Below are 24,711 nucleotides of genomic sequence, written 5' to 3'. Positions count from 1 at the left end.
ATGAGGCGGAGCGCGGCGGTTGACGGGTTCGAGTTGGCGTACGACCGGGTTGGTAGCGGGTCGCCGGTGGTGTTGTTGCATGGGTGGCCGGGGGATCGGACCGACTATCGCGCGTTGGTGCCGTTGCTCGGCGATCGGGATGTTGTGGTGCCGGATCTTCGGGGATTCGGGGCGTCCGGCAAGCATGAGGCCGATCCCGCCGAGCAGTACAGCGCGATTGGCCAGGCGCGGAGCGTTGCCGGGCTGATCGACGAGCTGGGGTTGGAGCGTCCGGTGGTCGTCGGGTACGACGTTGGTAGTCGTGTCGCGCAGGCGATCGCGAAGGCCCGGCCGGAGCTGGTCGCAAGGCTGGTCATCGCGCCGCCCGTGCCGGGGATCGGGTCGCGGGTGTTCGGGGTCCAGCCGCAGCGGGAGTTCTGGTATCAGGCGTTCCATCAGCTGGATCTCGCCGAGCAGTTGGTCGACGGCAAACCCGAGGCCGTGCGGGCGTACCTGAGCTACTTCTGGCAGCACTGGTCGGGCCCTGGCTATACCCCGTCCGAGGCGGATCTGGATCACCTGGTCGAGGTGTACGCCGAGCCGGGCGCGTTTGTCGCCTCGCTCAACTGGTACCGCGCCGGCTCGGGCGCCGTTGCCACCTCGGCGGCCGAAACGACGCCCGCCCGGGAGGAGCGGATCGCCGTACCCACCACTGTTCTGTGGCCCGAGTTCGACCCGTTGTTCCCGCGCGAATGGTCCGACCGGCTGGACGACTACTTCGCCGATGCCACGCTTGAATTCGTTGACGGAGTTGGCCATTTCGCGCCGCTGGAGTACCCCGAGCGCCTGGCCGAGGCCATCCTCGATCCGCGTTAGACCACGTTGAGTTCGCGGCGTTGGGTGGTGTTGTGGAAGCGGCGGACGTCGAGCGGGGTGACGTCGACGAAGGGGGTACGGCCTAGGTAGAGGTCGCGGATAACCTCGCCGACGGCTGGGCCTTGCAGGAAGCCGTGGCCGGAGAAGCCCGTCGCGTAGAGCAGGCGGTTGACGCCTTCGGCCTCGCCGATCAACGCGTTGTGGTCGGGCGTGATCTCGTAGAGGCCAGCCCATCCCGACGCCACGCCCGCATCGAGGATCGCCGGGGCGCGTCGTTCCATTGCCGAGGTTAGGCCCGGCAACCACGTGTCCGTCTGCGCGAGGTCGAATCCGGGCGGCTGGTCTGGATCGGACATGCCGAGCAGTAGGCCTTGCCCTTCGCCGTGGAAGTAGAACGAGCTGCTGAAGTCGATCGTCATCGGCAACTCGGGCGGCAACCCCGGTATCGCCTCGGTGATCAGCACTTGCCGCTTCAACGGCGTGACGGGCAATTCGACCCCGGCCATCGCCGCAACAGACGCCGACCAAGCGCCCGCCACGCAAATCACGGTAGACGTCTCGATCACGCCCTGGTTGGTGACGACCCGCCGGATTTCGTTGCCCACGGCATCGATATCCAGCACTTCGCATCCGGTGCGCAGTACGGCGCCGAGGCGGCGCGCGGCGGCGGCGTACCCGAGGACGACCGATTCTGGCGTGCAGTGCCCGTCCGACGGCGAGAAGCAGGCGGCGAGTAGACCGTCGGTCGAGATCAACGGGGACAAGCGGTGGGCCTCGGCCGGGCTGATCATCCGGGTCGGTAGACCAGCCTCGTTCTGCAAAGTGGTGCTCGCCTCGAACAACGCGACGTCTTCCGGCCGCGATAGTAGGAAGAGATAGCCCGGAGTCCGCAGGTCGATCTCTTGCCCGGGCCGCTCCGCGAACTGGTGGAACAAGTCCAGACTGCGAGCGCCGAGGGCGATGTTGAGCCGGTCGGAGAAGTTGGCCCGGACGCCACCAGCGGCCTTGCAGGTCGAGCCCGAGCCGAGGCTGTCGCGCTCCACCAGTACGACATCGCGAACGCCGGCTTCTGCCAGGTGGAACGCGATACTCGTGCCCATCACCCCGCCGCCGACCACAACCACGTCGGCGCGGGAGGGCAGCGGGGTGCTCATCGGCTCAGGCCAGCCGGAAGGCGAGATCGGCCTCGACCGTCTCGGTATCCATCTGGGCCTTCTGCAACTTGCCCGAGTAGTCCCAGTTCATCGACTGCCAACGGGTGAACTGGTCCAGCACCCAGATACCGCTCTGCCGCGAGCCGTTCCCGGACTTGCCGTTACCGCCGAACGGCAGATGCGCCTCGGCGCCGGAGGTCGAGTTGTTGACGCTGACCATGCCGGCCGAGATGCCCTGCGCGAACCGGAAGGCCTTGTTCGGGTCGGTGGTGTAGATCGAGCTGGACAGACCGTAACCAGGTTTGTTGCCCAGGGCAATCGCCTCGTCGAGCGTCCGATACGTCGTGATACCGACGATCGGGCCGAACGTCTCGTTCAGGAACAACTCGTCATCAGGCTGCACGCCGTCGACGACGACCGGGTGGTAGAACAACCCGGCCTCGGGTGATCCGACGAAACCGGCACGCGGGTTGTCCGCGCCGACCCGGCCGGTGGTGCCGATGACCTGGTGGTGCGCCGCGATCCAGCCCAGCGACTTCTCGAAGCCGGCGGCGAACTTCTCGTCCAGCAGGGGCCCGAACAACACGTCCTGCGTTGGATCGCCCATGGCCGCCGAAGCGACGGCCGCGCTGAAGCGGCGTACGAACTCATCGTGGACGGACTCGTGCACGATCACCGTGCCGAGCGACGTACAGCGTTGACCGGCCGTGCCGAAGCCGGAGAACAGCGCGCCCTCGACGGCCAGATCGAGGTCGGCGTCCTCCGTGATGACCATTGGGTTCTTGCCGCCGAGCTCGAGGCACGCGGTCTGCAGGTGGCGCCCGCACAGCTCGCCGATCCGCGTCCCGACCTCGCTGGAACCGGTGAACCCGACCTTGTCGATCAACCCGGCGATCAGCGACTGCTCGAGCCCCGCGAAGGTGTCGGGCCCATCGGCGTACACGACATTGAGCACGCCGTCCGGCACGCCGGCGTGGGCGAAGATCTCATAGAAGGCGTCGGAGCAGACCGCGGAGTACTCAGCGGGCTTCCAGACGACGGTGTTGCCGCAGAGCAGGGCGGGCACGATGTACCAAGAAGGGACGGCGACCGGGAAGTTGCCGGCCGAGATCACCGCGACGGCGCCGACCGGGCGGCGGAACGTGAACAGCTGCTTGTCCGGCATCTCCGACGGCACGGTCTGCCCGTAGAGGCGACGCCCCTCGCCGATGAAGAAGTCGCAGGTGTCGATGATCTCCTGGACCTCGCCGAGCGCTTCGGCCAGCGGTTTGCCGATCTCGCGCGTGACGATCGCGGCAAGGCGGTCCTTGTTGGCGGTCATCAGGCGGCCGACGTTCGCTATTACCTGGCCGCGTTGGGGTGCGGGCAGCGCCGCCCAGCCCGCCTGTGCCGCCTTGGCCGCTCGAGCCGCGCGGACGAAGTCGTCCGGGCGCGCGAGGCCGATGGTGCCGAGCACGTCGGCGGTGTTGGCGGGATTGGTCGACGGCACGGTGCGGACGGGATCGCCGATCCGCTGGCCGGCCACGACGGACAGGATGCTGGTCACGGGTGAGTCCTCTCGACGACTGAGTGCGCCCAGCCTCCGTCACCCGGCACCGGCTCGCAACCCCAGTCCGGTTGACCTGTGGATAACGGTAAACTGGAAGCGTTCCAGAACCGTGTCGGATCGACAGGTGAGGTGCGGATGACCCAGCGCAAACCGCCCGGGATGAGTTTCGAGACCTGGACCGAGCAGCAGCTCAAGCATGCCGAACGGTCTGGCGCCTTCGATGATCTGGAGGGCGCGGGCAAGCCGATTCCGGGCCTGGGCGAGCCACATGATCCCGACTGGTGGGCCAAGAGCCTCATCAAACGCGAGGGCATTCCGACCGAGGAACTGCTGCCCGAGCCGTTGAAGCTGCGCCGCGAGATCGAGCACCTTTCGGAGACGGTCAAACCGCTCTGGAAGGAACAGCAGGTCCGCGATCACGTCGAGGGCATCAACAAGCGGGTGCAGGACTGGATCAGGTTCGGCACCGGGCCGTGGGTCGCGGTCGCGCAGGTTGACGTGGAAAAGGTGGTCGCGGAGTGGCAAGAGGCCCGCGAGACCCGTCGGCAGCAGGCCGAGACCGCGGCGGCGGCGTTGGCGGCCGAGCCGAAACGCAAGACCTGGTGGCGCCGGGCGCTCTTCGGCGAGTAGCTATTCGGCGAGTAGGCGCAACGCGGCGCCCTCGACGGTCGACTCCGCCAACAACACGTGGTTGGCGGCAGCGCCCAGCGGGATGAACGAGTCGTCGCTGGTAACGCGCGCCATCCGCCCCGTATAGCCGCCGTCGACGAGTGCCGCGAGTACGCCTTCGGAGACCCCGCCAGAGCGCCGAGTCTCGTCAACCACGAGCACGCGTCCGGTAATACTTGCCTCCCGCAACAAGTCCTCCACCGGCAACGGCGCAAGCCACCGCAGATCGAGCACGCGTACGCCGATTCGCTGCTGGCGGAGGTCCTCCGCCACCCGCAAGCTCATCGCCAGACCGTTGCCGAAGGCCACCAACGTGAGATCGTGACCGTCTCCGTGCGTACGCCCACGCCCGAGCGGCACCTGCTCGGCCGGGTATTCCGCCAGCCACCCTTCATCGCCCTCGGTGCGCAGATCGCGTCGGTGGTATAGCGCGATCGGCTCGAGGAATACGCACACCGTGCCCTCGGCCCGCGCGGTCGCCAGGCAGGTGGTGAGCATGCCCGCGGCGTCGTCGGGCCGGGCCGGTGAGGCGATCACGATGCCCGGGATGTCCCGCAGGACGCCGATCGCGTCGTCGTTGTGGAAGTGGCCGCCGAACCCCTTCTGGTAGCCGTATCCCGGGATCCGCACGACCATCGGATTGCGGTACTGGCCGTTCGAGAAGAACTTGAGCGTCGCCGCCTCGCCACGAAGCTGGTCCTCCGCGTTGTGCAAGTACGCCAGGTACTGGATCTCCGGCACGGGCAGCAGGCCGGATACCCCGGCGCCGAGCGCGAGGCCGAGGATCGATTGCTCGTCCAGCAACGTGTCGAAGACCCGTGCCGCGCCGGCCTTCTTCTGCAGCCCGCGCGTTACGCCGTACACGCCACCCTTGCGACCGACGTCCTCGCCGAAGACCATCATTTCCGGGTACGCCGCGAGGCCTTCCGCCAGCGCGCGATTGACCGCCTGCGCGAGGGTCATCCGCTCCGCGGTACGGGCCTTCGGGGCAGGCGCCTGCACGTCCTTCGGATAGGCGAGGGGTGCCGCGATGGCTGCTGCCGAGTCGAGCTGTGGCGAACCGAGAACGTCGGCGGCGATGCCCATCACCTCGGTACGTTTGGCTTCGTAGCGCCGTACGACCTCATCCGCCGTGCAGGCGCCGGAACCGATCAGCAGGCGCGCCGTACCGAGGAGTGGGTCGCGTTCCTCGTCCGCGAGGAGCTCGGCCGGTGTGCGGTATGCGGTTTCGACGTCGGACCCGGCATGCCCGAGCAGGCGGACGGTCCGCAGGCGGAGGAACGCCGGCCGCCGGGCATGCCGTACGAACTCCGCCGCCTCGGTTGCCACTCGCAGTGCCTCTGCAAGGTCGAAGCCGTCGGCCTCGAAGTAGCGAAGGCCCGGGCGTTGACCGTAGGCGTGCTTGATCCAGTCTGCCGGCGTCGGCACGCTGATCCCGATCCCGTTGTCCTCGCACACCAGGAGGAGGGGGATCGGCAGACCTTGGTACGACGCGTGCAGGGCCGCGTTGATCGCGCCGGTGGCCGTCGAGTGGTTGGCCGAGGCGTCGCCGAAACTGCACACCACCAGCGCATCGGCAGGCCAGGGCGACGGTACGCCGAGTTTGGTCGCGCGGGCGATCGAGAAGGCGACGCCGAGGGCGCGCGGCAGATGGGACGCGATGGTGGAGGTCTGCGGAATCACCGCGAGGTCGTGCCGCCCGAAGACCTTGTGCCGGCCGCCGGAAATCGGCTCGCTGGTCGCCGCGGCCACGCCGAGCAGGATGTCGCGAACGCCGTCGGTGACGCCGGCCTGGGCCGCGCGGGCCAGGTAGAACGCGCCTGAACGGTAATGCAGCAAGGCCGGATCGGTCGGGCGCAGCGCGGCGGCGACGGCGGCATTACCCTCGTGGCCGGACGAGCCGATCGTGTAATACCCCTGGCCTTGTGACTGCAGCCAGCGAGCCGCCAGATCCGCGTGCCGGCTCGCGAGTTGCGCGTCGAAGAGCGCGAGCAACCGCTCGGCCGGGAGCTCGCAGCTGCCGGGCTCGAGGGCGTGGACGCGCTGGGCGAAGAGGTCGTCGAGTTGGGGCATCAGACGTCACATTCGACCATGGTGATGCCTTGGTTGGCATCGGCGAGCTTGTTCAGGATATTGGCCGAGCGACGCAGCTCGGCCGGGCTGAGGCGGTCCGCGAAGAAGGCCGCGACAACTGCGTCCACGATCGGCGCCGCCTTCGCGAGGGCCGCCTTGCCGTCGTCGGTCAGCTCTGCCCAGGTGGCGCGGCGATCGTCAGGGGAGGCGCTTCGGGTGACCCAGCCGTTCTTCTCCTCGAGCTTCGCGACCAATCGGGTGGTGCCGCTGCGGGAGAGCATCAGCCGCTCGGCCAGTGGAGCCATTCGCAGCCGGCCGCCGGCCAGGTCGAGCTCGGACAGCACCTCGCGCTCGAAATAGGACATGTCGGCGTTCGCCCTCAGCGTGTTGTCCAGCTGAGCGAAGAGCAGGGTGTCAGCGCGGTACAACGCTCGCCAGGCGGTCAACTGGTCCGCGGACGACTTGGTGGCCATGGGGGAAGTGTAATGGCAACTGTTGACACGTGAACTGTTCGCGCATACGGTCCTTGTGTAAATAGTTGACACGTGAACTCTTGAGGTGTGAAGCATGGCGGAGTGGAGAGCGGTTCGGCCGCTGCGGCACCGGGACTACCGGTTGCTGTGGATGGGCCTGGCCGTTGCGCTGATCGGCAGTGGCCTCTGGTTGGTGGCGCTCGCCTGGCAGGTGATCGAGTTGGGTGGTGGTCCGGTCCAACTGTCGGTCGTCACCACGGCGTACAGCGTGGGTCTGGTCACCTGTGTGCTGTTCGGCGGAATCGCGGCCGACCGGTTGTCGCAGCGAACGGTGATCGTCGCCGCGGACACCGTTCGCGGCGTCGTGTTGGTCATGCTCGCCGCGTTGGCATTCACGGAAGTGCTGGCGGTGTGGCACCTGGCCGTAGGCGCCGTGATCATCGGCGCGGGCGAGGCGTTCCTGATCCCGGCGTACACCGCGCTCGTGCCGCGACTACTGCCGGAGGAAGAACTGCTCGCGGCCAACGGACTTGAAGGCACGTTGCGCCCACTCGCGCAACAAGCGACGGGCCCGGCCCTTGGCGGTATCGCCGTCGCAACGCTCTCACCGGGTGTCGCGATCCTCGTTGCCGGCCTGACGTACTTCTTCTCGGCCGCTTGCGTTCTGGCCATGCAGGTCCGACCGGCGCCCGCCGCGGCTGCGGCCGACGACCAGAAGACGGGTATCGCCGCTCTCGCCGCGGACTTCCGCGAAGGCTGGGGCTACGTTCGCAAGACGCGCTGGCTGCTGGCGTCGTTGCTGTTCGGTACGGCGTTCGTGTTGTTCATCCTCGGGCCGATGGAGGTGCTGCTGCCGTTCGCGATCCTGGATCAGACCGGTGGCGGCGCGGGTGCGTACGGCTTCGTGCTCGCCGCGTTCGGTATCGGCGGGGCGATCGGGGCGCTGGCGATCTCCTCGCGGCGGCTGCCCCGGCGGTACATGACGGTGATGATGCTGGTGTGGGGGTTCGGTTCGGCGCCGTTCGTCCTGCTCGGGATCGCGGGTGAGGTCTGGCAGATGGCGATCGGTGCCGCGATCGTCGGCGCGACCATGTCGGTGGGGATGGTGATCTGGGGGACGCTGCTGCAGCGCCGCATCCCCGATCACCTGCGCGGGCGGATTTCCAGCCTCGACTTCTTCGTCTCGTTGCTGCTGATGCCGGTATCGATGGCGCTCGCCGGTCCGGCCAGCAGCCTGTTCGGCGTCACTGCCGTCTTCGTCGCGGCCGGTATCGGCCCGGTCATCGCCTGCCTCATCGCCCTCTGGCTCGGTCGCATGCAGGCCGACGAACTCGCACATCCCCTCGACGCCATCACCCCCGACCCGGTGGAGGTTGCCGCTTAGCGGTCAGTCCGGTGCGGTGAAGTAGACGACCTCGCGGACCCGGTCGCCTCCCCAGGCGACGGGTCCGCGTCCGGTCTCGCGCCAACCCGCCCGGCGGTACAACGCGATCGCCGAGTCGCCGTTGTCCGCGACCTCCAGCGTGAGTTCCCTCCCGAGCTCCCGCGCATTGATGACGCAGTGGCCCAGCAGTTCGCGTCCAAGCCCTCGCCCGGTAGCAGCCGGGTCGACGTACAGGCGCTCGACCCGGGTCCCTTCGCCGTACGCCGCAAGTGCGACGTGGCCCGCGATTTGGCCGTCCGCTGTCGCGACCCAAATGCCGAGGGCGTCGTCTGGTGTGATCCAGGCCGTGGGGTCGTTAGGCCAGTTGAGCGGATAGGCGGCGGTGTCGTGGACCTTGCGCAGGATCTCGACACACGCCGGCAGATCGTCATCAACGCGCGGTCGGATCAGGACGGAAGACATCGGCTCAGAATGCCAGGGATGCATCGGGATTCGGGTGCTGGGTACCGGCCCGGGATCCCGGGGCGAGAGGACGAGACGATGAACGAGGTCGGGGATCTGCACCTCGCGACGGTGGTCGTGAACGTGACCGATCTGGACCGCGCCGCCGCCTTCTGGACGGCCGCGCTCGGTTATCAGGCGAAGGAGATTCCGTCCGACCCGGCACCGGTACACCTCGACCTGTACACGTCCGAACGCGACCGTCACGTCGAGCGTTTGCTTGAACTCGGCGCGACCGAACCGGACGACTGGCCGTATCCCGATGACCACGATTTCATCGTGCTGCTGGATCCGGACGGTAACGAGTTCTGCGTTATCCAGCACGACCAGTGAGCGTCGTTTACGTGGCGGCGAGGGCGGGTACGGCTCTCGGATATCGCAGCAGTTTGTCTCGAGCAGCAGTCTTTCCTGGTCAGAAGGTGCAAGTCATGCCCACCGTGTCCATCACCCGGTCCGGCTGACATGTGGCCGGGCCCGAGGGTACGACGTAGCGCAATCGCCGCCGCGGTCGGTTGTGCCATCGCGGGTGGTCTGGCCGGGGTACTGGTGATCGGGCCGTTCGGATCGCTACTCCTGCTCGCGATCGTCTTCTGCCTGGTCTGGCCGGCCGCGATGGTGGTGCGATCCGTCGCGGTCGAGTCGTCGTACGGGCCGCCGTTGCTGGTGGCGTTGGTCGCCGCCGGTGGTGTGCTCGCGCTGCCGGGGGTGATTCGCCTGCTGACGTGGGGTGCGGCCGGCTGGCTCGTCGCCATCTGTTTCGCGACTATCGCGGTGGTCGTCGACCTGCTCAGACGGAACCGCCCGCAGCCGCCGGACCTCTTCGACAACCTCCCACCAGGACTGCGCCCCAGCGCCGACGACCCGCCCGAACGTCACCCGGCCGACAAACCCACAAGCGCCGACGGCCCGAATTCCCCACGCCCGCCAAAGAAGTCCGGCTTGTCCGATTCCGGCGCACCCAACCCGGACGTGGCGGGATCGGACCTGCCGGGAACGGGATCGGGATCGGGGCGATCCGGCTCGGGTAGGCCTGGCTCGGGTGGCGCTGGCTCGGGCGCTTCGGGGGCGGACTCGCTGGCGGGTGGCGTTGGCGACGCGGGGATGTCGGTCGAGGAGCTTTGCCGGGTCTGGCGCGAGAGCGGAATCGCCCTACGCCGTACGAGCGATCCCCACGAGCGCGAAACCGTCGCCGAAGTCCGCCGGTTATGCCTCAACGAACTCGAACGCCTCAACCCCGAAGGCTTCCGCCGCTGGCTGGACGCCGGTGCCCCCGCCGACCCCGGCGCCTTCCTCCTCCGCAAGAGCGAATAGCGCCCCTCCGCTCATAGCCGGCTCCGCTCGCGCGAGGGACCAGATGCGACCACTCGCGGACAAAGGAAGGCGGCCGCGGCCCGAGGGCTTGAAGTGCTGCCGGACCGTGGTGAGCGCGGGACGCCGTACACGGCGTGGCCCTAGTCCCCAACCCTGCGCTCTTGAGTTTGTCGCCGACTGGCTGCTAGGCGGCGGCTTTCTTGCGGGTGGTGGTCTTTCTTGCCGCGGACTTCTTGGTGGCGGTCTTCTTTGGCGCGGTGGACTTTTTGGTGGTGGTCTTCTTCGAAGGGGTGGTGGGCTTCTTGGTGGGGGTGGAGCGGCGGGAGCGGGCGGCTTCTACGCTGGCGCGGAGGGCGGTTACCAGGTCGTCGGTGTGGGTGGCTTCGGGAGTTTCCTCGTTGATGACGACTTCCTTGCCCTTGCGTTTGGTTTCGACCAGCTTCATGACGCGTTCGGTGTAGCTGTCGTGGTAGTCGGACGGGCGCCAGGTTCCGCTCATCGCCTCGATCAGGTCCGTTGCCATCGCGAGTTGCTTGCCGGTCGTCTTCGTGGGCAGCGAGCCGATATCGCCCGGATCGCGGATCTCGTCGGCGAAGAACATCGTTTCCAGTACGAGTACCTTGCCGTCGGCCCGGATCGCGGCCAGGTATTCCTTGCCCCGCATGACAAAACTGGCGATGCCGGTCCGGTTGGTCTTCGCGAGGGCGTCGCGGAGCAGGGCGTACGACTTGGTGTTGTCCTTGTCGGTCGGCGCGAGGTAGTAGCTCTTCTGGAAGTGGATCGGGTCGATCTCGTCCAGGTCGACGAACCGCGAGATCTCCAGCGAGCGGGAGCGCCCGGGGGCGATGTCGTCCAGTTCGTCCGGCTCGACGATGACGTACTCGCCGCCGCCGACGTCGTGCCCCTTCACGATCTTGTCGAAGTCGACCTCGCGACCGGTGCGCTCGTTCACCCGCTTGTACCGGATCCGGTCCGACGTACCACGCTGGAATTGGTGGAAGTCGACCTCGTGTTCCGACGTCGCACTGAACAACCCGACCGGTACGGAGACCAGCCCGAACGTGATGTATCCCGACCAGATCGCGCGTGGCATCGCGGCACCCCTTTCGTCTGCCGGGCCGGTACCCGCTCAGGCCGAATTCAAGAAAGCCTGCGCCCGAGCCGGTTCAGCCGCTTGCGCGCGTCCCGGCTGGTCTGCTGGGCGGCGCGGGCCTCCTTGCGCGCCTCGTCCACCGCGTCACCGAGGCGGCGGACCTCGTCCTGCGCCGCCTCCAGCGCCTCCCGGGCCGACGCGAGCTCGCCGGTCAGCTCCTCGACGGTGGACTCGGCGGCCTCCGCGGCGGCAACCGCCTCATCCGCCTCGCGCTGCGCCTCCGCCCGTTCCGCCTCGCGGCGTTCCTCCTCCTGCCGCTCGGCCTCTTCCCGCTCAGCCCGTTCCCGCGCCGCCGCCTCGTCATCCGCCTCAACCTCAACGGCATCAGCAGCACCCGCCGAGGCAGGCGAGGCAGCACGCGCCGAGGTGGAGCGGGCCGTACGCCGCTCCTTCGCCCGCTGGCGGCGCTCATCGGTGAGCGGCATGACGTTGGACGGGTCGCCGCTCTCGTCGACCACGCCGAACCCGACATGGCGCAAGGCGCTGCTCAACCGGCCTTCGCGGACCGCCTCGCCCGCGGCCGGGTCGATCAGGGCCGCGTCGAGGGTCTCGCGCAATTTCTGGCCGACGTCCGCGCTGACCTTCACGCCCGCGTCACTCGCGAGCTGGTGGGCCGCTTTGGCGAGTACGTCGGTCTGCTGGTGGCGGCGTGGGGTGAGTTCGCGCAGGCGTTCGCCGTCCAGGTCGGCCGTTGCCTCGCGCAACTCGTCGCCCAGGGCAAGCAGGTCGTCGAGTTCGTCGGGCTTCTCCCGGGCGAGCAAGTTCGCCACCCAGGCCGCCACCGTGGGCTTGCGCAGGGCCTTCAACCGGGCCGAACCGAGCGCGTCGCCGTCTGCCTTCAGCCGCTTGGCCAGGTCGTTGCGGGTGCTGATGAAGTCGCCCGCCGGTACGCCGTAGAGCTCGCTGGCCGCCTCATCGAAGTCCATGTCCCGACACTAGCGAACCGACTCCGGAGAACGCCGCTAAACAGACAGCTCGACCGCACCCAGACAGAGATGCGGTCGAGCGTGGACGGGTGTCAGCGATTGTCGAAGGCGTCCTTAGCCTTCTCGGCGGCCTGCTTCAGATCGGCCTTGCTCTCTTCGAACTGGCCCTCGGCCTGCAGGTCCTCGTTGTTCGTGGCGTCGCCGGCCTTTTCCTTCATCTTGCCCTTGGCTTCTTCGGCAACATTCTTCAGTTTGTCCCCGATACCCATCGGTTCCTCCTTGGTGGATGAATCCTTGCCACCGCTGTGCCCACAACTCCCCGAACCATGTATCTCAACGCCCGGATAACGAACGCCGCCCGGGTACCGGACGGCCATGCGGTTGCGACGAAGCAAGGTGGACGAACCGGGCCTGACCAGGAAGGGCCACGGCCGCGGTTTCACCTATCTGGACGCCCACGGCAGCCCCGTCACTGACCCCGAAATCCTCGAGCGGATCCGCACGAGCGGGTACGGCGCCTGGTCCGCCGACTGCCTGCCTTCCGCCACAAGGTCGCAGCCGATCTCGCCAAGTCCGGGCTCGAGCGCGAGCGGATCCTGGCGGTGGCGCTGCGCATGCTCGACCACGGCGTGTTCCGCACCGGCGGCACGCAGTACGCGGACGAGTACGGCAGCCCGGGGTGCCGCCACCTTGCTCCGCAGCGACGTCTGCGTCCGGCAGGCGAAGCTGCTCTTGAAGGACCTCCGGACTTGGCATGCGACGGTGTACGCCGCCGTGGTCCTGGCCGGAATGGAACCGCCCAGCAGCAAACGCGCGACCCAGCGGGCCATCCAGGCGATGCTCGCGGAGGTCTCCGAAGAGCTCGGCAACACCCCGGCCGTGACCCGCCGGTCGTACGTCGATCCGCGCGTGATCTACCAGTTCGAACGAGGTCGGACGATCGCGAGGGCCATTCGGCGGGCCGGGTCGCATGACCTGACCCGGCCGTCCGTGCACGGCACGCTGGAGCGTTCCGTCATACGGCTGCTGGACGTGGATTGAGCTCGAACCCCTCGGGTACCGGAACGCTCTTAGTAGTCGGGAGGAGTGGGAGACATGCCTCAGGATGCTTGGAGCAAGAAGCGCGAGCGCCAGTACGAGCACATCAAGGGCGGGCTGAAGAAGCGTGGCCGGAGCGAGGACACCGCGGAAGAGATCGCGGCCCGTACGGTCAACAAGGAACGCGCCCGCTCCGGTGAGGCGAAGGAGAAGAGCCGCACCTCCACCCACGACATGTCCTCGAGCAAGCGCGGCGGTCAGCGCTCACACAAGGGCTCCGGCGGCCGGACGAAGGAACAGCTCTACGCCGACGCCAAGCGCAAGGGCATCAAGGGCCGTTCGAAGATGAACAAGTCCGAGCTGGCCCGAGCGGTCGGACGCTGAGTGACCCAGTCCCCGGGGGCGGGTCGACCGGTCAGACGTGTTCCTGACGAATGTGCGGTGAAGCACTTTCGCTTTACCAGGCAGGGGAAACGGCGAATCCACAAAACTCCCGCCGTCGGTCATATCGTTGCCTGCGGCCCCTGGCTGACCGCCGAACGGGCGCTCAGCACTTCTTGTCGGCTTCCTTCTCCGACATGGTCGGCGTTGGGGTCGCCGCGCAGGCGTCGTCGCTGCCGGAGCCGCACGCGACGCAGGCAAGCAGAGTGAACAGCGTGAGCGCCAACAGTTGAGCCAGCCTTACCCGCATCGGATCACCTCTGGATCAGTAGTGCACATGGAGGTTGTCGTAGTCGCCGCGGCCCCACGTGTTGTCGACGTAGGAACAGGGCGTCGCGATCGTGCTCATGGTCAGGAAGCCGTGACTCGACTCACTGACATGATCCATGCCGAACACATGACCGAACTCGTGGGTGAGCACGCCGGCCATCTCATACCGGTTGTAGCAACCACTCGGGAGCGTCCGGAACCAGGCGGCCCGGTTGCTGAGCCGGACGTCGGCCTCGACGATCCGGTCGTCAGCGAACGGGACAATCGTATAGCGGGTGCAGGTCCGGCCGAGCACTCCGGCCGGCAGCGATCCGAAGTCGATCACGTCCCAACTGTCGCTGCCGGGGCAACTACCGTCGACGTTGGCGGCTCGTAGCGTCGTCGAGCCCTTGTGAGTGATGTTGATGCCGAGGCCACCGGTCCCCAGACCACAGTCGTTGCGGCCGGTGTCGATGGTGGCGGCGGCGAACTTCACCTCGTCGAGGAACATCTGGTAGGTGACTCCGTCATCCAGCACAGCCGAGGAGACGAAGTACTCGTAGCCGTTGTTCCGCTTGCCGGACCAGGCCCGCGCAGTGTCCGAACAAGCCGCTGGAGGGCCTGCCAGCTTGCCTGGCGCCTCAGCCGGATCTCCGGCTCCATCGGCCCTCGCGGTGAGCACTCCATCGCCCGATTCGACCTCGACTCCGGCCAGCCGGTCCACACCTTCCTCGAGCGAGTCGTAGACACCGACCCCTTCGCCTGCCGGCGGGACCTTCAGGGCGAATCCACCCACCATGACCGATGCCCCGACGGGCACGCACACTGCCGGTACGGCGACTTCAGCCACCGATCCGAGTGCGGCCAGCTTCTGGGCCGAGTCGGCACACTCCGGCGGAACGGCGGCGACAGCCGGACCGGCAGCACCGATCAAGGTGCTGCCGGCCATCATTGTCGCGACGGCGAGAATCCTTGCTCTCATGGCGCATTCCTCCCTCGCCGGCCGTGCAGGGAGCCTGTTGGCGGCGGCCGGCTGCGGCAAGTGAACTGCGCTGAGAACTCACTGTCACCATCCAACCGCCTGCATTGCAGCTAGTTGCAATGCAGGCGGTCGGCGGCGATCAGCACTTCTTGTCGCGCTCCTCGTCAGACATGGTCGGACTCGCGGCGCAGACCGGGTGACTGCCTGAGCCGGTGCAGGCCGCGGCCGTCGTACAGGCGATCAGGCCGAAGAGCGTGACGGCCAACAGCTGAGCAATCTTTGTGCGCATCGCTTCACCTCCGGGTCAGTGCTCATGGTGTCAGACTTCCTGAGGGTCAGTAATGGACATGCAGTTTGTCGTAATCGCCCCGGCCCCGGGTGTTGTCGACGTACGAACACGCGGTGGCCTCAACCGGCGCACTACCTGCTGCGCGGCTCAACTACTAGAGTCGGCCCGCATGGCGTAGCTCCGGCAGCACCTCGCTGCCGTACAGCTTCAGCATGTCGACCGAATGCGGGCCCATGTTCGCCACGTAGATCTCGTCGAACCCGGCCTCGACGTACGGCTTGAACGCGGCCACGTGATCCGCGGCCTTCGGTCCACAGACGACGGACTTGCCCGTCTGCTCCGGCGTGACCAGTTTGGCGGCCTGCTCGAAGTGCCTCGGGGAGGGCAGCACCTGCGCCAGCTCGCCCGGTAGGCCCGAGTTCGCCCAGATGCGATGGGCCTGCTCGACACCCTCGTCGACGGTCGGCGCGTAGCTCACCTTGAACCCCGCTTGAGCCGTCTTGGTACCGCCACCATTGTCGCGGAATCGCTTCAGGTGTTCGGGATTCGGCTGCGTGGTGATGTACCCATCGGCGATCCGCGCGGCCACATCGATTGCCTTCGGCCCCAATCCCGACATGTAGATCTCCAGTGGCGAGTCCGGCCGGGTATAGATCCGCGCGGTGTCGACCGTGTAGTGCTTGCCGTGATGCGAGACGAAGTCCTCGGTCCAGAGCCGGCGCATGATCTCGACGGCCTCCTCGAGCATCTCCAGCCGTACCTCGACCGTCGGCCAGACCGAACCGAGGATGTGCTCGTTCAGCGCCTCACCGGAACCGATGCCGAGCCGGAACCGCCCGTTCAGCAGTACGGCGCTGGTCGCGGCGGCCTGCGCGATCACGGCCGGGTGGATCCGCACGGTCGGGCAGGTGACCGCCGTGGTCACCGGTAGTTCGCACACCTGGGAGATCGCGCCGATGACAGACCAGACGAACGCGCTCTGGCCTTGTTCGTCGTTCCACGGGTGGTAGTGGTCGCTGATCCACAACCCGTCGAAACCCGCGTCCTCCGCCAGCCGCGCCTGTTCGATCAGCTGAGCAGGCGTGTACTCCTCGCTGGACAGGAAGTATCCGATCTTCACCGTGTGCCTCCTCGCTCGATGCTCGATCTCGTTGTGTTCCCGGTTCCCCACCTCCGCCTCCCCAAGCCTGGCGTTTGCCATCGGGGATCGGCGGGCACCGGAAGCAGGCACGGGGCAGTTACTCGGGGCCCATCGCCGTCTCACCAGAGACGGCCGGATTGAAGGAGAACGACCATGCTTACTGTGCTCTGGATCATCGCGGCGATCCTCGTCATCGCGGGAATCGTGTCGCTCGTCCGGGGGCAGATCCTGGCGGGTGCGTTGCTGATCATCGTGGGTCTGCTGGTCGGACCTGGTGGCGTCAGCATCTTCAACTGACCAAGAAGTCTCGCACCTGCTGTCAGCGTTTCTGTGCGGAACGCTGACAGCAGGTGTCAGCGTTTCCGGCTTTACTGTGGTCATGTTGGTTGACCTCAGGCAGTACACGCTTCACCCCGGCCGCCGGGATGACCTGATCGACGTCTTCGATGAGCACTTCGTCGAGGGCCAGGAAGCGTCCGGCATGCATCTCGTCGGGCAGTTCCGCGATCTCGACGATCCCGATCGATTCGTCTGGCTGCGCGCCTTCGAGAGTTATGAGGCCCGGGGGCTGGCGTTGAGCGACTTTTACGGTGGGCCGATCTGGAAAGCGCACAGCCGAGCCGCCAACGAGACCATGCTCGACTCCGACAACGCCTTGCTGCTCACGCCTCTAGAGCTGCGAACCGGCTATCCCGTTCCTGGCTCGGAGCGGCCGCCGATCGGTGCCGTCGACATCCCAAGCACGATCGTGGCGGGCGCGGTCTACCACCGCAGGGACCTTTCCGACGGCTTCGCTGATTTCTTCAACACGCAGATCGAGCCGGTGCTGGCCGAGGCGGGCGCTCGCCCAATCGCCCTCTTCGAGACTTTCCCGGCCGAGAACAACTTCCCGGCCCTGCCGCTGCGGGACGAGTCCGTGCTGGTCTGGCTCACCACTTTCGCGGACTTTGCGTCGTACGACGAGCACTGCCGGTGGCTGGCCTCGTCGGCGATCTGGCGCGACCAGATCCAGCCTGAGATCGACCGGATCTCGGTCGCTCCGCCCCAGCATCTGCGCCTGAGCCCGACGGCGCGATCGGCCCTGCGTTAAATCAGTTGCGGGGAGCGGCGGTGTAGGGGACAGTTGCGGGCAGTGCGGCCGAACAGGCTGCGTGAGATGAGGAGGGGTGACGGATGGCCATCAGTGTGCTGCGGCATGCCCGCGCCCGTATCGCTTCTCATCTCAGGAGTTCACCTGATGTCTTCGGACGTTTTCAGCACCAACTACGAGTTTTCTGAATCCAGCGACCCGTTCCAGTTCCAGTTCCAGCAGGTCGAAGAGGACCTGGCGGCGGGGCAGCGATGGTCCACCTGGCTGGATGTCGAGCGCGGTTCTCGCGGCCCGGAGCCCCGGCCCGACTGGGTTGTGACGGCACAGGCGGCGATCGATACCGAGCTCGGCATCCTCAAAACCGGTAAGGAAGCGGACGTCTTCCTGGTCGAACGGGCCGTCGAGGCGATCGGTGCCGACCCGGCCAAGAGCTCGTTGCTCGCGGCCAAGCGGTACCGGACCGAGGAGCATCGCTCGTTCCACCGCAGCACGTCGTACGTCGAGGGGCGGCGGACCCGGAACAGCCGGGACAGCCGCGCCATGGCCAAGAAGACCGAACACGGCCGCAGTGTGGCCTCCGGTCAATGGGCGTACGCCGAATGGAACGCGTTGTGCCGGCTCTGGACCGCCGGTGTGCCGGTTCCGTATCCCGTCCAGATCGACGGCACCGAGTTGTTGATGGAGTTCATCGACGACGGCCAGGGTGGTGCCGCACCACGGCTAGCGCAGACCCGTCCGAAGGGCGACCTGCTCGCGTCGTACTTCGAGCAGGTCCGCCACGGTATGCGCGAGCTGGCCCGGGCAGGCCTCGCGCACGGAGACCTGTCGCCGTACAACGTCCTTGCCCAGGGCAACCGGATCGTGATGATCGATCTGCCTCAGGTGGTGGACGTGGTCGGCAACCCGCAGGGCATGGAATTCCTCATGCGGGACTGCCGAAACATGGCCGCGTGGTTCACCTCGCGTGGTCTGGAGATCGACGACCAGGAGCTGTTCGCCGATCTCCTCGTGCAGGTCTTCTGATCGCTAGACGGCTTTGGCGGCGGCGCGACCCGCGGTTCGTCCGGTGAACAGGCAGCCACCGACGAACGTTCCCTCCAGGGAGCGATAACCGTGGATCCCGCCGCCGCCGAAGCCCGCGACCTCGCCGGCGGCGTACACCCCGGGCAGGGGAGTGCCGTCGGCGCGCAGCACCCGCGAGTCCAGGTCGGTCTGCAGACCGCCGAGCGACTTGCGGGTGAGGATGTTCAGCTTCACCGCGATGAGCGGCCCGGCCTTCGGGTCGAGGATCTTGTGCGGGCTCGCGACCCGGATCAGCTTGTCGCCGCGATAGTTCCGCGCGCCGCGTAACGCCGTGATCTGCGCGTCCTTGGTGAAGGTGTTGTCCATCTCCCGGTCACGCGCGACGATCTGCCGTTCGAGATCGGCCAGGTCGATCAGCGAGGTGCCGGTCAGCTCGTTCATGCCGCGGACCAGGTCGGCCAGGTTGTCGCGGATGATGAAGTCCACGCCCTTGTCCATGAACGCCTGCACCGGGGCGGGCGCACCACCGCGGGCGCGGCCGAGCACGCCGCGAATGTCCTTGTTGGTGAGGTCGGGGTTCTGCTCCTGGCCGGAAAGCGTGAACTCCTTCTCGATGATCTTCTGCGTCAGCACGAACCAGCTGTAGTCGTGGCCGGTCTTCATGATGTGCGCCAACGTGCCGAGCGTGTCGAAGCCGGGGAACAACGGCACCGGCAGGCGCTTGCCGGTGGCATCGAACCAGAGTGACGACGGCCCGGGCAGGATGCGGATACCGTGCATCGGCCAGATCGGGTCCCAGTTGTGGATGCCCTCGGTGTAGTGCCACATCCGGTCCTCGTTCACCACCCGGCCGCCGGCGGTCTGGGTGATGCCGAGCATGCGGCCGTCGACGTGCGCCGGTACGCCGGAGATCATGTGCTCGGGCGCCTTGCCGAGACGCTCCGGCCAGTTCGCCCGGACGAGATCGTGGTTACCGCCGATACCGCCCGACGTGACGATGACGGCCTGCGCCTTGAGCTCGAAGTCCTCCACCTCGACCCGCGAACTCGACACCCCGCGCGCGACGGAGCTGGGCTCGAGGATCTTGCCACTGACGCCGTCGACCACACCGCCACTGACGGTCAGCTCGTCCACCCGATGACGGAAACGCAGCTGCACCAAGCCTTTTTCGACGGCCTCGCGCACGCGTCGCTCGAACGGCGCCACCAGGCCGGGGCCCGTGCCCCAGGTGACGTGGAAGCGGGGGACGGAGTTGCCGTGCCCGGCCGCGTCGTACCCGCCGCGCTCCGCCCAACCGACGATCGGGAAGAACCGCACCCCTTGGGCGTGCAGCCAGGGACGCTTCTCGCCGGCCGCGAAGTCGACGTACGCCTCGGCCCATTGGCGGGCCCACTTGTCCTGGTCGTCCAGCCGGTCGAACCCGGCCGAGCCCAGCCAGTCCTGCATGGCGAGGTCGCGCGAGTCCTTGATCCCCATGCGGCGCTGCTCGGGTGAATTGACGAACATCAGGCCGCCGAAGGACCAGAAGGCCTGGCCGCCGAGGGAGGCCTCGGGTTCCTGGTCGAGCAGCAGTACCTTCTTGCCGGCGTCGGCCAGTTCTGCCGTTGCGGCCAGTCCGGCCAGTCCCGCACCGACGACGATTACATCCGCGTCCATCATCAACCCCTGTCGCAGCCCAGCCGCAATCGGATACATCGACGTATCCGATTCGTCCCTGTATGTTCGATCTGCTGGTCGCGTCTGTCAATGGGAGCTGCAATGCCGAAGGGGCCGACAAAGCGCCGCCCAGAGACGTTGGCGCGCTTACTTGACGCAGCTTTGCAGATGTTCGCGGCAAAGGGGTTTCACGCCGCGACGATCGAGGAGATCTGTGAGCGGGCCGGTTTCACCCGTGGCGCCTTCTACTCGAATTTCGCCAGCAAGGACGAGTTGTTCTTCGCGCTCTTCGACCAGCGCACCGGCCGCATCGTCGAGCGAGTGGCGGCCGCGGTGGACGAGCTGACCGGCACGGACGACCCGCTCGGCGGTCTGGTCGCGAAGCTGTCGCTGGACGAGCAGGACCAGCTCTGGCACCTGGTCTCCGCGGAATTCACCCTGTACGCCGCGCGCAACGCCAAGGCCGCCGAGGTCCTCACCGCGCATGACGAGCGATTACGCGCCGAGCTGAGCGGGTTGCTGCAACGCCTGCTGGCCGACGCGGGCCGGACGCCATCGGTCGATCTGGACCTGCTGACCCGGCTGGTGGTCGCCATTCGCGAAGGCGGCATGGCCCAATCCCTGGTCGAGCCGGACCGCCTCCCCGCGGGCCGGCTCGAACAAGTCTTCCTACCGCTCATCCTGCGCGCGGCCTCAACACCTCAAGCGATTTTGCCCAAGTAGGTGAAGTCGGACGCGATGGTCTGGAACGGCGAGACGAAGGCCAGCCGCAGATCGTGCTTCGGGTAGTTGCTCAGGTTCACGCTGATGCCCATCGAGCCGTACTGCGGGTCGGTCTTGCGCTGAGCGATCGTCTGGTACGTCGTAGTGCCCGGCGCCTTGACCTGGACGAGAACGTTCTGGTTGCCCAGATTCGCCATCGTGCCGACCGAGCTCCACGCCTTCAGCCGGGCCGTCACGTATTCGTGCGTGATGGCCGAGCCGGTCGGCGTGCCGGTGAGGAACGACTCGCGCTTGATCGTCACCTTGGCCGGGGAATCCGTTGCGGTGAACGTCTTCACGGCGGTCCGGCCGGCCAGGTCCTTGACCGCGATCTGGCGGGTCATCCAGGTGCCGGGCTGGTTCGGCGGCAGCACGAATCCCGCGGTGAAGCGCTGCCGGGTCGCGTCGTACCAGCGGGTGTCGTTGGCGTTGGCGGCCTTGAAACCAGTCAGGTCCGTGCGGCTGATGCCGATCGACACGGACAGGTGCTTGCAGAGATCCCCCGCGTACTGCGAGGTGAAGAGGCTCACCTGGGCGGGCTGCGCCGGGTAGGTGATCGACGTGGGTGTGGTCGAGCCGGGGCCGGTGAGCGCGTTGAGGCAGCTCTGCGCATCGCCCGCGGCGGACGCGCTGGAGGCGCCCGCGACCGCGGCGGTGGTGGCGACCGCGGTGGCGGCGAGTGAGATGGCGAGACGGCGAAGCTTGGCGTGCATTGTGGGTCCTCCCCCTGAGGCCGGGCCGATTGTCGGCCCGGTGATGAGAAGACGTCTGGAGAGGCGTTGAGGTTGTACGAGTTCAGGTAACTCCATAGATTGAGCGATATTGCGCATAAGGCGGGATTGCGGACAGTTATGACGAAGGCGCAGACTGGTTGGTGTGACGACGAGACTCTTTCCCGAAGACTTGGTCCTGCCCGTAGCCGCTCTCGGGCCGGAGAACCCGCTGCCGCCGTTGCGAAGCGTGCAAGAGCTGCACGACGTCGAGAACCTTGACGAGCTTCCCCAAGATCTCCGGGACAACGTCCAGTACGGACGCCTCCACAGCGTCTTGCCGTGCCTCGAGCAGGACGGCCACGGCCGGACCCGGGTGGAAGAGGCGCTACCCGCACTAGTCCTCGAGAACGACTTCCTGCGGGCCACAGTGCTCCCCGGTCTCGGTGGGCGGCTGTACTCGCTAGTGGACAAGACGTTCGACCAGGAACTCCTCTACCGGAATCCCGTACTGCAGCCGGCCAACCTGGCCCTACGGAACGCCTGGTTCGCAGGAGGCGTCGAGTGGAACCTGGGTAGTACTGGCCACTGGACCGGGACGTGCAGCCCAATGCACGCTGCACAGGTTGAAGGCCCGGACGGCAGCCCCATGCTTCGCCTGTGGGAGTGGGAGCGTAGTCGCGGTCTTGTCGTCCAGCTCGACTTCTGGCTTCCGAACGAGTCAGACCTGCTGTACGTCGGCGTACGCATCCAGAACCCGTCGGACCAGGTCGTACCCGTCTACTGGTGGTCGAACATCGCCGTCGAGCAATCGCCCGGCACCAGGGTCGTCGCGCCTGCGGATCAGGCCTGGCGGTTCGGATACGGCAGCCGGTTGGACCTGGTCGACGTACCTCAGTACGACGGGTTCGACCTCACGTATCCCATGCAACACCGCCGGGCCGTCGACTTCTTCTTCGAGCTACCGCCCGAGCAGCGCCCATGGATCGCCTCACTCGACGCCAGCGGCACGGGTCTCGTCCAGCTCTCGACGGAACGCCTGCGCGGCCGGAAGCTCTTCGTCTGGGGCGAGAGCGAAGGCGGTCGCAGATGGCAGGAGTGGCTCGCGCCGGGCATGGGTGGCGACGGCTACGCGGAGATCCAGGCGGGCCTTGCGCGGACGCAGATGGAACACCTGCCACTACCGGCCGAGACCAGTTGGTCCTGGCTAGAGGCGTACGGGCGGCTAGAGGTGGATCCCGAAGTCGTACACGCTGATGACTGGTCTGCCGCTACTGCCGGCGTGGACGCGGTCTGCGAGCTACGGCTGTCTGCAACCGACTTGGCCGAGCGCTACGACCGTTGGCTCGCAGTGGCTGACGGTCGACCTGGCGAGGCGTTGTTCACGGGATCGGGTTGGGGAGCTCTGGAGATTGCCCGGACCGACTGGAAGGTCTCACCCGGTACGCCGTTCGCGGAGGACTCGCAGACCGATAGAGAGCTAGCGTGGCTCCCGCTGTTGCAGGGGCGTCTACCGGAAACGGATCCGCTTGAGGCGCCCGATGGAACTCTGGTGGCTTGGGCCTCTCGGTTAGAGCAAGCGGCCGACAACTGGCTCGTCTGGTACCACCGCGGAGTGGCCCGCTGGTACGACGGTAAGCAGACCGCTGCGGTCGAGGCCTGGCAGCAGTCGCTGGAACTCGCGGAGTCGCCTTGGGCCTTGCGGAATCTGGCCGTCGCCTACTTGAGCGAAGGCCGTACGGACGACGCGACCACGGCGTACCTGCGTGCCGTCGAGCTGGTGCCGGACAACCGCCCGCTGGCGATCGAGGCCCTCGACGTACTCGGGACGTCGGAAGAAGCCGCCGCCTTGCTCGATCGGTTGCCCGCGGATATCCGGCAGGACCCGCGAGTGCTGTTGGCGGAGGCCCGGCAAAGGCTGGCGCGAGGCGATGCCAAGGGCGCGGAAAGCCTGCTGGCACAGGGCATCGAGCTCCCCGGCCTACGCGAAGGCGCAAACCAGCTGGCCGAAATTTGGCGCTCCGTGCAGACGGCGCTCGGCACCGACGAACCCGTCCCACCGGCGTACAACTTCGGCATGTTCGAGAACTGAAATCGAATTTGTCATTACTTGCAGGAACCGACTTGGTACGTGTGGCGTCAAACCACTTGTGCGGGACCTCCCGGACGAGTAAGCCTTAGTCGACGATAGCGCCGCAAACCGGCGGTGCGTCGGGGGTGAGTGCCATGTGGATCGCAGTAATTGTCGGGTTCGGCTTGGTGCTGGTCATCACGACATGCATCATTGCCGACGTCGTTGCGGGCCGACCGAGGCGCAAGGCCGGCTCCGAGTTGACAGTGGGTGTGGTCACCCGGGTGCGGGGACCACTCCGGGGGCAAGCGGACGGTGGCGCACCGTCCGAGTTCATCGAGGTCACGGCGCAGTACTACACCCGGGGCAGCGAAGGCCCGTTCGAGGCCGTTCGCAGGTTTCCGGTCAGCGCCGGCAAGCTGTACGCCAAAGGTGAACGAGTGGTCGTCAGCTACGACTGCCGTCAGCCGCGCCGGGGTCAGATGACCGGCCGGATTCCTTACTGGCCGAGAAAGACCGACCAGGTGAGGCAGTCGCAGTAGTACTACGGCAAATGCGGTTCGAGTAGTCGGTGCAAGGTGGCGCGGCCGGTGACCAGGACGTGACTGGCGTCGGCCGCGGGCAGGCGGTCAGCCAGGTGGGCGACCGCCTCGCCCATGGTGATCGACAACGTCACCGCCAGCCGGAACTCGCGGCTCTCCTTGGCGCCGAACCGGCTGACCAGCAGGTCGCCGAACTCGGCCGCGTGATCGTCATCGAATTCGCCGGGCGTCGTCTCCAGATCGGGATCGCCCAGACCGCTGAGCGCCACCGCGCGGAAGCCCGGGTCGGTGCCGTGCATCTCGCGGAAGGTGTCCAGCGTGACGTCGACCGCCTCGCGCCAGCCGGTGACCGAGGTCATCCGCTCCCGGACGGCCTCGGCGTACCGGCGCTGGTTGCGTCGTTCGACGGCCTGCATCAACGCGCGTTTGTCCGGGAAGTACCGGTAGACGGAGCCGACCGCGATCCCGGCGCGACGGGCGATGCTGCTGGTCGAGGCGGTGTCGTAGCCGCGCTCGGTCACCTCGGTACAAGCCGCGTCGAGGATGCGCTCGACCTGCGCGCTGGCTCGGTCCTGCGTCGGCACCCGGCGCAGCGAGTACTCGAGTTGAACGGGCGGCTCGCCCGGCGAGATGGACGCCATAGCGCCATTGTGCCCCCGATCGACCGAC

Annotated in this window: 28 protein-coding genes; 13 read left to right on the top strand and 15 right to left on the bottom strand. The window is 67.2% G+C overall.

What is annotated here, in order from left to right; all coding sequences use genetic code 11:
• A complete protein-coding gene (locus OG394_RS21355; RefSeq protein WP_328988776.1) occupies positions 1 to 855 on the top strand; it encodes an alpha/beta fold hydrolase in 855 nt (284 codons plus the stop codon).
• Here OG394_RS21355 and OG394_RS21350 read toward each other — a convergent pair.
• Both OG394_RS21350 and OG394_RS21345 read right to left on the bottom strand, forming a co-directional pair.
• Positions 852 to 2,009 (bottom strand): NAD(P)/FAD-dependent oxidoreductase, encoded by a 1,158-nt coding sequence (locus OG394_RS21350; RefSeq protein ID WP_328988775.1) that lies wholly within the window; start codon positions 2,007 to 2,009, stop codon positions 852 to 854. The two genes, OG394_RS21355 and OG394_RS21350, sit on opposite strands and share 4 nt — an antisense overlap.
• Before the next feature lie 4 nt (positions 2,010 to 2,013).
• A complete protein-coding gene (locus OG394_RS21345; protein WP_328988774.1) occupies positions 2,014 to 3,555 on the bottom strand; it encodes an aldehyde dehydrogenase family protein in 1,542 nt (513 codons plus the stop codon).
• Between the two features lie 138 nt (positions 3,556 to 3,693).
• On the opposite strand from OG394_RS21345, the gene OG394_RS21340 reads away from it, so the two are divergent.
• Positions 3,694 to 4,188, top strand: a complete 495-nt coding sequence (locus tag OG394_RS21340; RefSeq protein WP_328988773.1) for a J-domain-containing protein — start codon at positions 3,694 to 3,696, stop codon at positions 4,186 to 4,188.
• Here the strand turns inward: OG394_RS21340 and OG394_RS21335 are convergent, their stop codons facing one another.
• The gene (locus OG394_RS21335; protein WP_328988772.1) at positions 4,189 to 6,300 is read right to left on the bottom strand and encodes a thiamine pyrophosphate-dependent enzyme; all 2,112 of its coding nucleotides are present in this window, start codon (positions 6,298 to 6,300) and stop codon (positions 4,189 to 4,191) included.
• Positions 6,300 to 6,773, bottom strand: coding sequence for a MarR family winged helix-turn-helix transcriptional regulator (locus OG394_RS21330; protein WP_328988771.1), 474 nt, complete (start codon positions 6,771 to 6,773; stop codon positions 6,300 to 6,302). Before OG394_RS21330 ends, OG394_RS21335 begins: the two co-directional genes overlap by 1 nt.
• A 94-nt stretch (positions 6,774 to 6,867) precedes the next feature.
• Here OG394_RS21330 and OG394_RS21325 point away from each other — a divergent pair, with 94 nt between their 5' ends.
• Complete coding sequence (locus OG394_RS21325) at positions 6,868 to 8,157, top strand: MFS transporter (protein WP_328988770.1); 1,290 nt, start codon at positions 6,868 to 6,870, stop codon at positions 8,155 to 8,157.
• A gap of 3 nt (positions 8,158 to 8,160) precedes the next feature.
• On the opposite strand, the gene OG394_RS21320 is transcribed toward OG394_RS21325, so the two are convergent.
• Positions 8,161 to 8,619 (bottom strand): GNAT family N-acetyltransferase, encoded by a 459-nt coding sequence (locus OG394_RS21320; protein WP_328988769.1) that lies wholly within the window; start codon positions 8,617 to 8,619, stop codon positions 8,161 to 8,163.
• A gap of 18 nt (positions 8,620 to 8,637) precedes the next feature.
• Between OG394_RS21320 and OG394_RS21315 the strand changes: the two genes are divergently transcribed.
• Entirely contained in the window at positions 8,638 to 8,991 is a 354-nt protein-coding gene (locus tag OG394_RS21315; RefSeq protein WP_328988768.1) for a VOC family protein, read from the top strand.
• A 129-nt stretch (positions 8,992 to 9,120) separates the two neighbouring features.
• Entirely contained in the window at positions 9,121 to 9,969 is an 849-nt protein-coding gene (locus OG394_RS21310; RefSeq protein WP_328988767.1) for a hypothetical protein, read from the top strand.
• Positions 9,970 to 10,153: 184 nt separating this feature from the next.
• On the opposite strand, the gene ku is transcribed toward OG394_RS21310, so the two are convergent.
• The 3 genes from ku to OG394_RS21295 all read right to left on the bottom strand — a co-directional run bounded on the left by ku (position 10,154) and on the right by OG394_RS21295 (position 12,317).
• Positions 10,154 to 11,062, bottom strand: coding sequence for a non-homologous end joining protein Ku (gene ku, locus OG394_RS21305; RefSeq protein ID WP_328988766.1), 909 nt, complete (start codon positions 11,060 to 11,062; stop codon positions 10,154 to 10,156).
• A 47-nt stretch (positions 11,063 to 11,109) separates the two neighbouring features.
• A complete protein-coding gene (locus tag OG394_RS21300; protein ID WP_328988765.1) occupies positions 11,110 to 12,048 on the bottom strand; it encodes a hypothetical protein in 939 nt (312 codons plus the stop codon).
• A gap of 92 nt (positions 12,049 to 12,140) precedes the next feature.
• Positions 12,141 to 12,317: a CsbD family protein gene (locus OG394_RS21295; RefSeq protein WP_328988764.1), complete on the bottom strand. Its 177-nt coding sequence runs from the start codon at positions 12,315 to 12,317 to the stop codon at positions 12,141 to 12,143.
• A gap of 249 nt (positions 12,318 to 12,566) precedes the next feature.
• Between OG394_RS21295 and OG394_RS21290 the strand changes: the two genes are divergently transcribed.
• Entirely contained in the window at positions 12,567 to 13,022 is a 456-nt protein-coding gene (locus tag OG394_RS21290; protein WP_328996854.1) for a hypothetical protein, read from the top strand.
• A gap of 121 nt (positions 13,023 to 13,143) precedes the next feature.
• The gene (locus tag OG394_RS21285) at positions 13,144 to 13,470 is read left to right on the top strand and encodes a plasmid stabilization protein (RefSeq protein ID WP_328988763.1); all 327 of its coding nucleotides are present in this window, start codon (positions 13,144 to 13,146) and stop codon (positions 13,468 to 13,470) included.
• A 163-nt stretch (positions 13,471 to 13,633) separates the two neighbouring features.
• Here the strand turns inward: OG394_RS21285 and OG394_RS21280 are convergent, their stop codons facing one another.
• From OG394_RS21280 to OG394_RS21265, 4 genes are all read right to left on the bottom strand, one after another.
• The gene (locus tag OG394_RS21280; protein WP_328988762.1) at positions 13,634 to 13,777 is read right to left on the bottom strand and encodes a hypothetical protein; all 144 of its coding nucleotides are present in this window, start codon (positions 13,775 to 13,777) and stop codon (positions 13,634 to 13,636) included.
• A 15-nt stretch (positions 13,778 to 13,792) separates the two neighbouring features.
• On the bottom strand, positions 13,793 to 14,758 hold the full coding sequence (locus OG394_RS21275) for a hypothetical protein (RefSeq protein ID WP_328988761.1): 966 nt from the start codon (positions 14,756 to 14,758) through the stop codon (positions 13,793 to 13,795).
• Between the two features lie 139 nt (positions 14,759 to 14,897).
• Positions 14,898 to 15,047 carry a hypothetical protein gene (locus OG394_RS21270; protein ID WP_328988760.1) on the bottom strand — a complete coding sequence of 50 codons (150 nt, stop codon included), beginning with the start codon at positions 15,045 to 15,047 and terminating at the stop codon, positions 14,898 to 14,900.
• A 154-nt stretch (positions 15,048 to 15,201) separates the two neighbouring features.
• A complete protein-coding gene (locus OG394_RS21265; RefSeq protein ID WP_328988759.1) occupies positions 15,202 to 16,167 on the bottom strand; it encodes a TIGR03557 family F420-dependent LLM class oxidoreductase in 966 nt (321 codons plus the stop codon).
• Positions 16,168 to 16,341: 174 nt separating this feature from the next.
• Here OG394_RS21265 and OG394_RS21260 point away from each other — a divergent pair, with 174 nt between their 5' ends.
• The 3 genes from OG394_RS21260 to OG394_RS21250 all read left to right on the top strand — a co-directional run bounded on the left by OG394_RS21260 (position 16,342) and on the right by OG394_RS21250 (position 18,301).
• Positions 16,342 to 16,485 (top strand): GPGG-motif small membrane protein, encoded by a 144-nt coding sequence (locus OG394_RS21260; RefSeq protein ID WP_328988758.1) that lies wholly within the window; start codon positions 16,342 to 16,344, stop codon positions 16,483 to 16,485.
• A gap of 82 nt (positions 16,486 to 16,567) precedes the next feature.
• Positions 16,568 to 17,278 (top strand): NIPSNAP family protein, encoded by a 711-nt coding sequence (locus OG394_RS21255; protein ID WP_328988757.1) that lies wholly within the window; start codon positions 16,568 to 16,570, stop codon positions 17,276 to 17,278.
• Positions 17,279 to 17,425: 147 nt separating this feature from the next.
• On the top strand, positions 17,426 to 18,301 hold the full coding sequence (locus OG394_RS21250) for a serine protein kinase RIO (protein ID WP_328988756.1): 876 nt from the start codon (positions 17,426 to 17,428) through the stop codon (positions 18,299 to 18,301).
• Between the two features lie 3 nt (positions 18,302 to 18,304).
• Here OG394_RS21250 and OG394_RS21245 read toward each other — a convergent pair whose 3' ends face one another.
• Complete coding sequence (locus OG394_RS21245) at positions 18,305 to 19,996, bottom strand: FAD-binding dehydrogenase (RefSeq protein WP_328988755.1); 1,692 nt, start codon at positions 19,994 to 19,996, stop codon at positions 18,305 to 18,307.
• Between the two features lie 51 nt (positions 19,997 to 20,047).
• Here OG394_RS21245 and OG394_RS21240 point away from each other — a divergent pair, with 51 nt between their 5' ends.
• Positions 20,048 to 20,680 (top strand): TetR/AcrR family transcriptional regulator, encoded by a 633-nt coding sequence (locus OG394_RS21240; RefSeq protein ID WP_328988754.1) that lies wholly within the window; start codon positions 20,048 to 20,050, stop codon positions 20,678 to 20,680.
• On the opposite strand, the gene OG394_RS21235 is transcribed toward OG394_RS21240, so the two are convergent.
• Complete coding sequence (locus OG394_RS21235; RefSeq protein WP_328988753.1) at positions 20,659 to 21,432, bottom strand: hypothetical protein; 774 nt, start codon at positions 21,430 to 21,432, stop codon at positions 20,659 to 20,661. The genes OG394_RS21240 and OG394_RS21235 overlap by 22 nt on opposite strands.
• 163 nt (positions 21,433 to 21,595) lie before the next feature.
• On the opposite strand from OG394_RS21235, the gene OG394_RS21230 reads away from it, so the two are divergent.
• Together OG394_RS21230 and OG394_RS21225 are read left to right on the top strand one after the other, a co-directional pair.
• The gene (locus OG394_RS21230) at positions 21,596 to 23,521 is read left to right on the top strand and encodes a DUF5107 domain-containing protein (RefSeq protein WP_328988752.1); all 1,926 of its coding nucleotides are present in this window, start codon (positions 21,596 to 21,598) and stop codon (positions 23,519 to 23,521) included.
• 134 nt (positions 23,522 to 23,655) lie between these two features.
• Positions 23,656 to 24,042 (top strand): hypothetical protein, encoded by a 387-nt coding sequence (locus OG394_RS21225; RefSeq protein ID WP_328988751.1) that lies wholly within the window; start codon positions 23,656 to 23,658, stop codon positions 24,040 to 24,042.
• Between the two features lie 2 nt (positions 24,043 to 24,044).
• Here OG394_RS21225 and OG394_RS21220 read toward each other — a convergent pair whose 3' ends face one another.
• Positions 24,045 to 24,683, bottom strand: coding sequence for a TetR/AcrR family transcriptional regulator (locus OG394_RS21220; RefSeq protein WP_328988750.1), 639 nt, complete (start codon positions 24,681 to 24,683; stop codon positions 24,045 to 24,047).
• Positions 24,684 to 24,711: the final 28 nt, after the last annotated feature.

Origin of the sequence: Kribbella sp. NBC_01245 (assembly GCF_036226525.1) — a bacterium.
Classification (GTDB): Bacteria; Actinomycetota; Actinomycetes; order Propionibacteriales; family Kribbellaceae; genus Kribbella.
The sequence above is the reverse complement of the archived record's forward strand: the minus strand, read 5'-3'. Positions and strand labels throughout refer to the sequence as shown.